2 rRNA genes are annotated in these 527 nt (G+C 43.3%); both read right to left on the bottom strand.

From position 1 onward, the window contains the following. Positions 1–229: 229 nt before the first annotated feature. A 5S ribosomal RNA gene (gene rrf / locus H8Z79_RS16710) occupies positions 230–347 on the bottom strand. A gap of 64 nt (positions 348–411) precedes the next feature. Next, positions 412–527: ribosomal RNA gene (locus tag H8Z79_RS16715) — 16S ribosomal RNA — on the bottom strand; the annotation flags it as partial.

Consider the following 527-nt stretch of genomic DNA (forward strand, 5'->3'; position numbering starts at 1 on the left):
TTTGATTCTCGTTGCTTTTGATAAAATTAATTATCGATGTCTTCCTATCTTACGTTTGTATATCAAGGATATTTGATTAGTTAATCAAATTTACATGTATGCAGTTTTCAAGGTACGATGCTGACTGAATTTTTATCAGTCATATAAGAGGAAAAATCTTTTTCTTCTTATATCACTGGTAAAACCAGCTTCTATATTCATCAGACACCTGTCTGTTGTTTTTTTCTTGATCCGGCAGCCACCTGCTCTCCCACACCGTCTCCAGTGCAGTACCATCGGCCGCTTAGGTCTTAACCGTCGTGTTCGGGATGGGAACGGGTGTTTCCCCTAAGCGCATCGCTACCGGAAAAGTTTAAGTTATCTTTGATAACTAGACAGTAAAACACATTCAATACTCTACTTTTTCCCTAGAAAGGAGGTGATCCAGCCGCACCTTCCGATACGGCTACCTTGTTACGACTTCACCCCAGTCATCGGTCCCGCCTTCGGCAGCTCCTCCCTTGCGGTTAGGTCACTGACTTCGGGCG

The organism is Blautia intestinalis (genome assembly GCF_014297355.1).
Lineage (GTDB): Bacteria > Bacillota > Clostridia > Lachnospirales > Lachnospiraceae > Blautia_A > Blautia_A intestinalis.